Origin of the sequence: Streptomyces europaeiscabiei, from assembly GCF_001550375.1 — a bacterium.
Classification (GTDB): Bacteria; Actinomycetota; Actinomycetes; order Streptomycetales; family Streptomycetaceae; genus Streptomyces; species Streptomyces europaeiscabiei.
The window spans coordinates 1-6,169 of record NZ_LRTR01000678.1 but is presented as its reverse complement, the minus strand read 5'-3'; the positions used below and the strand labels follow the sequence as shown (position 1 = coordinate 6,169).

Sequence of the window (6,169 nt, the reverse complement as noted above, 5' to 3'; positions counted from 1 at the left end):
TGGCTGCCCGCCCTCGCCGTCGTCCTGGCCGTGCTCGCCGCCGGAACCTGGTGGCTCGGACAGCGACGCCGCTCCTGCACCTGCGCGCCGAAGACCGCCGCCCGGGAAGCCGAGCTGCGCGAAGCCGCCCGGGTCGCGGCTCGCGCCGATGAGCTCCAGGCGCTGCGCGAGCTCGGCACGCTGGAGCAGACCGAGCCCCGCGAGGGCGACGAAGCCGCCCGGGACGAACTCACCCGGCGGGCCGGCTCGTACGTGCAGAAGGACGTCGACGCCTGGTTCGCCCACGGCCTGGCCGCGCACCTCGGGCACTACGCCGATCCGGCCGTCCGCGCGGCCGCCGCCGATCTGCTGCCGACGCATCTGCTTGCCCACGCCGCACTGCTGACCGAACTCGCGCACGTCGCGCCGGGCGCCGGTGGTCGACCAGCTGGCGTTCGCGGCACGGCTCTCCACCGCCGACCCCGAGGCCACCGGCGACCTCGCCGCGTTCCTCGCCCGCGCCCGGCCCGGGCAGAGCTGATCTCACCCTCGCAATGTCACAGGCCTCCCCGATCCCATCGGCTTGACCGCCGCAGTGGACATAAGCTGACTCAACTATCAGCCGGAGGAGCGTCACACCATGGAACCGACCGTCGACAGGCCAGCGCCGCAGGTTACCGTCGCAGACATCCGTATCCTTTTGGACTCTTCTGCTGAGTTCCCCGTTCTGTACATCAACTACGGTCCTGGCGAGGGGGGCACCGAAGCGGAGTTGGACGTGTGGGCCGCAGGCCTGGTCCACCAGCCCGACATCGTCCTCACCCACGCGACCGCTCTGGACCAGCTCGGCGAGGAACCCAACAGCGAGACCATCGCGGCGTTCCTGCCGAAGGTTCAGAAAGCCGTGGACCAGATGATCTCGGTCCGGGGCATATGAAGCAGCTCTGCTGATCGAGGGACCGTCTCATCCGGCAGGGTGTCACGCTGACAGAGCGTGAGCGTGACACTGCCTGTCACGCTCCTCTGGAAGAGTGTCACACCGCCTTGAATATGTTCCCTTATGTCCGCTTCCTGGGTCCCGTGAGCCTCTCCCGGGCGGGATTCCAGGGCGGAGCGAGACACTTTTGATCATGCCTCGCGCACACTCGTGAGCAGTGCAGAACGTAGTCGTGACCACGGGCATTGCCGCTTCCGGCGACCGTTACCGGGGTCCCCCCTGGGCGTTCATGTGGTGAGCACGCGAAACGCCGAACCCGCCTGGCTCAGGTGTCGGGTGCTCTCGGTGGACTCCAAGTAAAGGATCAAGATGAACAAAATGTAGCGGATCGCAGCTGCCACGATCCTCACCCTCGGTGCCCTGGGGGGATCGGCACACAGCGCCTCGGCCCTCGCCCCGAGCGCGGAGCCGGTCCCGATTCTCGGTGGCGCGGTCGGCGGCGTCTCGCAGTTCCCGCCCCCCGCGCAGCGCATGAGCCCTGACGGCTCGCCCACCGGCGGCGCGCTGTACCAACTCACTGGGCCGGTCAAGCTCGGGGCAGTGCCCGTGTTTGCCACGCTCAAGGGCATGAACATCAACGTCGGCCAACTTCTCGGGTAAAACCTGACCGCCCACCTCCAGGTCGCCGACGGCCAGGTCGTGCCCCGCGTCCCGGCCTGAAAGTTGGGCCGTCCTGTGGCATCTGTGGCATCTGTGGCATCTGTGTCATCTGTGTCATCAACCCCCTGTTTCCCCAGGTGGGGACACTCATCTGTGTCACTGTTCAGATGATCTGTGTCATTGTGCAGCCACCCTGTCCGGGCGGCCGCTTGCCCCGCTTTCTGCTTTCAGGCAGCGACGATGGACGCTTCCTGGGCACCGAGCACCCGCCCGCAGGATCGTGCGCGGTCGTCGAGTTCGGCGATCATTGGGAAGAGTCGCGGAAGTCCTCCGCCAGTTCCAGTGCGCTCCGTTCTGGTTGCCGACGAAGTCGGCTAGGGAGAAGAGCGGTGCCGTCCCGGGATGCCCGCACTCCGCACGGATCAATGGTCGCTCGGCCATGCCTCACACTCACCCATACAGGTGAGCGCAGCCATGGCTCGGACAGTTCAGGGAAGGGGAAAGAAATGGCCGAACTCTCACAGCTGTTGCAACAGACCATGCGGCGCAGGCACCTGAACGCACAGGACCTCGCCGACCGTACGGGCATTCGCACCCCGCGGATCCGCGTCTTCGCCGAGGACGGCGCCCACGGTCCCGTGCGGCCCACCCCACAGGAACTGGCGGAGCTCGCCGAGGCTCTGGCGCTGCCCCTGCTCGATGTCCAGGAAGCAGCCCGCACTACTGCACCGGCGCCGGCCTGACGCTGCCCGCGGAACTCTCCTGCCGCGACGCAGACTCCAGACCAGGGGCTGTCATCGGCGCATGCTGGACCTGATCACTTCGCCTCGCCGGGTTGGCCGAGGGGGCGAAGTCTGGCCAGGTGGAGGCGTCGGCCCAGAGTGCGTCGGCGGCGGTGCAGGCGTCACGGCAGGTGAGGTGGGGCGCGACTGTGGGTGAACTGGTCCTGGAGCGAGGTTTTGGTGAGTCCCGCGATGTTGGCCGCACGAAGCGGGGTCGGCCGGAGTTGGCGCGCTCTTCGGGAGGCCTGCGGCCGGATGCGTTGTGACAGCATGTGCCTCGCTCCGCTGGCTGGCGGGACCTCAGTCGGCGGTGGTGGCCGGTCGCTTGGTGAGGCGGTGCCACCAGTGGCGGCGCCTGGGGTGCACGGCGCGGCCCAGCCGACGACCGATGAGCAGGTAGCCCAGCAAGGCGCCGGACGTGTTGAGCAGGACGTCATCGATGTCGAAGGCCCGCCCGGTGATCAGGGCGCCTTGCACGAGTTCGACGAGCAGCATGACCAGCGCCGTGAGCGCCGCCACGCGCAGCAGTCCGCGGGCTCGGGGAACCAGCACCGGCAGCAGCACGCCGAACGGGATGCCCAGCACGATGTTGCCGCCGAGCTGCTTGACCGTGTCACGGAAGGCGGGCTGGGCGAGATAGTTGCGGATGGAGTCCCCGGGGCGCAGGTTGCTGTGCGTCAACGGCACGGAGGCAGCCGACGGTTCCAACGTCAGGCGGGCCAGCACCACCGCGAAAGCCACCGCCGCCGCGAAGGCCACCAGCATGGCCACTCCACGGACCCACCACGAACGAACGGGCTTACCAGGACCCGCCCGTCTCCCTGCCTTCTTCACGGCCTTCTTGTACAGAACTGTGCGCGCCATCACGGCCCCCAGTCAGGTGTGGTTGCACGTTCCGTTACCCCCAAAGAGAGACGACACACACTGGGCTTCTTCAGCGTTGCTGTTCCAGGGTGAGGATGGCTTTGGCGATCGACGTCATGCGGTTTGGGCTGCAGCAGGATCTTCGGAAGATGCGCCACGACTTCAGGCGGGCGACGCCGCGTTCGACCGGTGCCCGTGCCGCGGCCAGGGCTCGGCTGAGGGTCGTCTCGGTGAGGGTGAGTTCCGGAAGGGCTCTGCGTTGACGCCCATGGTCACCCAGGGGCCGCCTTGATGGGCGAGATCGGCCAGGATGGGGGCGCCCTGGCGCTCGCAGATGCGGATGATCCGGTGGTGCGGGCGGTCAGGTCGTGAGCTCGGCCCGGCAGTACGGGGGAGAGCCACAGCAGCCAGTCGCCTGGATCGGACCCCACGTCGGCGGTGCTTGTGGGAGTAGTCGGCCCGTCCGTCGCCGACTCGGTCGCATGTCTTCGCCTCGGCCCCGCGCCGCGCGGCCCCGGCCATGAGGGAGGCCGCCTTCCAGAGCGCGCCCGCCCCGTCCGGGGCGTGAACTACCGGCTCACCGTGGCGACCACGACCCTGCACCAGCTGACCCAGCAAGGGCCCGACCAGCCGGTGGGGCGGGTCGTCGGCCACCGTGAGGACCGCCGCGCCCTGGACACACTGCCGAAGGCACGGTGAGTACCGCGGGCCCGGTCCACCTGTGACTGGTCGAGACAGAGGTCACCGGTTCAGCGGCCGACCTGGGTTTCAGTAGCTTGGTGGTCACGCTACTTGTCACCAGATGGTCGTCCTTGCTGGCAACTGCTCCGACTCATCAGCCCGGTTGTCACCCAAGCAGAGGGCGATTCCCCTGCTCGAAGAGGTACCACCGGACGGTCAGAAGCTCCAGCTGTAGAGGCCACCACCCGTGCTCACGGCCGCCGCCGCGAGCCGGGCAACTCCCCGCAGGACCGCCAGTAGATCATCGTCAGTCATGTCGTCCCCGTCGGCAGATCTGAGCCTCGTGGTCCAGCGACCTGCGAGCTCCTCCAGCTCCGTGGAGCCGGCGGCGGCCAACGCCCAGGTCAACCGCCGTGGCAGAGCGAACACCTCAACGCCATCGTTCAAGGGGGCAGTGACCCACTCCGGCCACGACCACCCAAGGAGCTGCTCAAGCGGCGGGACCTCGGCCGAGGGCTCCTCGAAGTACATGTCCCACTCGGCTATGGCACTGTCCGGCTCAATGAAACGGCAGGTCACAGACTCAAGGGCCTGACCAGGTCCCGGCAGGCGCGTCGCAGCGGCAGTCTCGTCGTCGGGAGCGAGAAAGAACACTATGTCGTGGGCCATCTCAGCATGATGGCAGCCCGCCGTACTGGCGCCGGTGACAGGTATCGCCACCAGATGGCATCTATCTCGACCAGTCACACCACCCAGGCCGGGCCCGCCGCACCCGCCCCCGCCCCCGTTGTCGGTGGCGGCTGGAAGGCTGGTCGGATGAACGGAGACGAGCAGTTGCTGCGCGGCCGCGTGTACGGCCACGACCACGACGACCCCGATCCTGGCCCGTTGCCGCACCAGACGTACGCCGCGCTGATAGGCGGTCCGTTGGACGGGCTGCTGCTGGACATCACGGGATGGCGGCCGGAGGAAGTCGACGACGGTGCCTCCCTGCCCACCGAGCTGTCGCGCTGGCCCGGCGGCCGCGCCCTGTACGACCCGCACCCGGGCGAACCGCGCAAGCCCGGCCCGGGTGTGATGTGCCGCTTCTACTACTCCGGCGACACGCCGTGACCGTCGCCCCGACCACGGGCCCGAGCACCTTGATGCGGTAGCGGCCGCGTTGAACAGCCGCCCTCGCAAGACGCTCGGTTGGGCAACGCCAGCTGATCGTCTGCACGAGCTGACGGCTTCTTCGTCGTATTACTTGGGGTCCTCGCTCTCCCAGGGGTAGACGAAGAGGCCAGGCCGGGCGCCCCATGCGTCGAGCACCGTGATCAGTTCGGACTCGTCCGTGGCGTCAGCGGACCCGATGAGGACTGCTCCGATGTCGTGGTGGAAGCCGTCGATGCCATCGCGGTCGTACTCCCAGTGCTCAAGGCGGAAGCTGCGTTCAGCGTCGCTACGAACCCATCCGTCGCTCTGTGCTTGGACGTCGGGATCGCTCCTTTTGGGGCGGACGTCTACAAATGCCCGGCGGCCCGGCCTCGACGCTGGGATTTCCGCAACGAGCCTTCTACCGAGGCGGAGTGCGATCAGTTTGTCCACGGGCCAGCTCGATCCGTCGTTCATAAGGCTTCATTCTGGCCTCGTCACCCAGGGGTGAGTAGCGCGGCCAGGCGGTGACTTCTGGTGATTGCTCAGCCGGCGGCCACCAGAGACCGCCACGGCTGTGGGGTCTGGCGCAGGGGGATGCTCGACTCCCAGCCCGCGTAGCTGAGGTAGACCGTGTAGTACGTGTTCGGCGCGACCGAGACGCCACTCTTCAGGCCGTTCATCGCACTGGAGTACGCCCTAAAGGTGGCCACGGACCGGGTGAGGCAGTTGCTGGTCAGCCAGTTGTAGTCGGAGTTCATCAGCCCCCTGAACTTGGTGACCGCGGCTGTGGGAGATCCGCTGGAGGTGTTCTTGCAGCGGAACTGCGTGTATGGGTCACTGTTGCGCCGCTGGCCCTTGAAGTGGCCGAGCATGGAGTTGACGTCTTCGGGGCCGCGCAGCCAGTTGCCGTTGAAGCCCTTGGCCGACGTGGTCTCGGTGGCGCCGGAGACCACCGTCCGGAGCGGTCCATGACGGCCCATCTGGCATGGCCCAGGCCGCCCACAGCGGTCAGGGCGAGAGGCAGGCAGACGCGGCCGCCACTGCCGCAGGGGCGTTCGGGGTGAGACGGTCGGCGGTGCCGGTCGCGGCCTGCGCGGCACGGACCGCAGCCGGGGCTGGGGCCGGCGTC

Annotated in this window: 7 protein-coding genes and 2 pseudogenes; 3 read left to right on the top strand and 6 right to left on the bottom strand. The window is 68.0% G+C overall.

The window, feature by feature from the left end; translation table 11 throughout:
• Window positions 1-399, bottom strand: a pseudogene (locus AWZ10_RS54240) (hypothetical protein); the annotation flags it as partial.
• Window positions 400-619: 220 nt separating this feature from the next.
• Here AWZ10_RS54240 and AWZ10_RS33255 point away from each other — a divergent pair.
• On the top strand, window positions 620-916 hold the full coding sequence (locus tag AWZ10_RS33255) for a hypothetical protein (protein ID WP_060892860.1): 297 nt from the start codon (window positions 620-622) through the stop codon (window positions 914-916).
• Between the two features lie 1,166 nt (window positions 917-2,082).
• Window positions 2,083-2,319, top strand: coding sequence for a hypothetical protein (locus AWZ10_RS33245; RefSeq protein ID WP_060892858.1), 237 nt, complete (start codon window positions 2,083-2,085; stop codon window positions 2,317-2,319).
• Between the two features lie 339 nt (window positions 2,320-2,658).
• Here AWZ10_RS33245 and AWZ10_RS33240 read toward each other — a convergent pair whose 3' ends face one another.
• From AWZ10_RS33240 to AWZ10_RS33235, 3 genes and pseudogenes are all read right to left on the bottom strand, one after another.
• On the bottom strand, window positions 2,659-3,222 hold the full coding sequence (locus tag AWZ10_RS33240; protein WP_234360845.1) for a VanZ family protein: 564 nt from the start codon (window positions 3,220-3,222) through the stop codon (window positions 2,659-2,661).
• 70 nt (window positions 3,223-3,292) lie between these two features.
• Window positions 3,293-3,705, bottom strand: a pseudogene (locus AWZ10_RS48560) (transposase family protein); the annotation flags it as partial.
• 414 nt (window positions 3,706-4,119) lie between these two features.
• On the bottom strand, window positions 4,120-4,572 hold the full coding sequence (locus AWZ10_RS33235; RefSeq protein WP_060892856.1) for a hypothetical protein: 453 nt from the start codon (window positions 4,570-4,572) through the stop codon (window positions 4,120-4,122).
• Between the two features lie 147 nt (window positions 4,573-4,719).
• Here AWZ10_RS33235 and AWZ10_RS33230 point away from each other — a divergent pair, with 147 nt between their 5' ends.
• Window positions 4,720-5,016 (top strand): hypothetical protein, encoded by a 297-nt coding sequence (locus AWZ10_RS33230; protein WP_060892855.1) that lies wholly within the window; start codon window positions 4,720-4,722, stop codon window positions 5,014-5,016.
• A 129-nt stretch (window positions 5,017-5,145) separates the two neighbouring features.
• On the opposite strand, the gene AWZ10_RS33225 is transcribed toward AWZ10_RS33230, so the two are convergent.
• Together AWZ10_RS33225 and AWZ10_RS33220 are read right to left on the bottom strand one after the other, a co-directional pair.
• The gene (locus AWZ10_RS33225; protein ID WP_244172622.1) at window positions 5,146-5,490 is read right to left on the bottom strand and encodes a hypothetical protein; all 345 of its coding nucleotides are present in this window, start codon (window positions 5,488-5,490) and stop codon (window positions 5,146-5,148) included.
• A 92-nt stretch (window positions 5,491-5,582) separates the two neighbouring features.
• On the bottom strand, window positions 5,583-5,993 hold the full coding sequence (locus AWZ10_RS33220; protein WP_060892854.1) for a hypothetical protein: 411 nt from the start codon (window positions 5,991-5,993) through the stop codon (window positions 5,583-5,585).
• Between the last annotated feature and the right edge of the window lie 176 nt (window positions 5,994-6,169).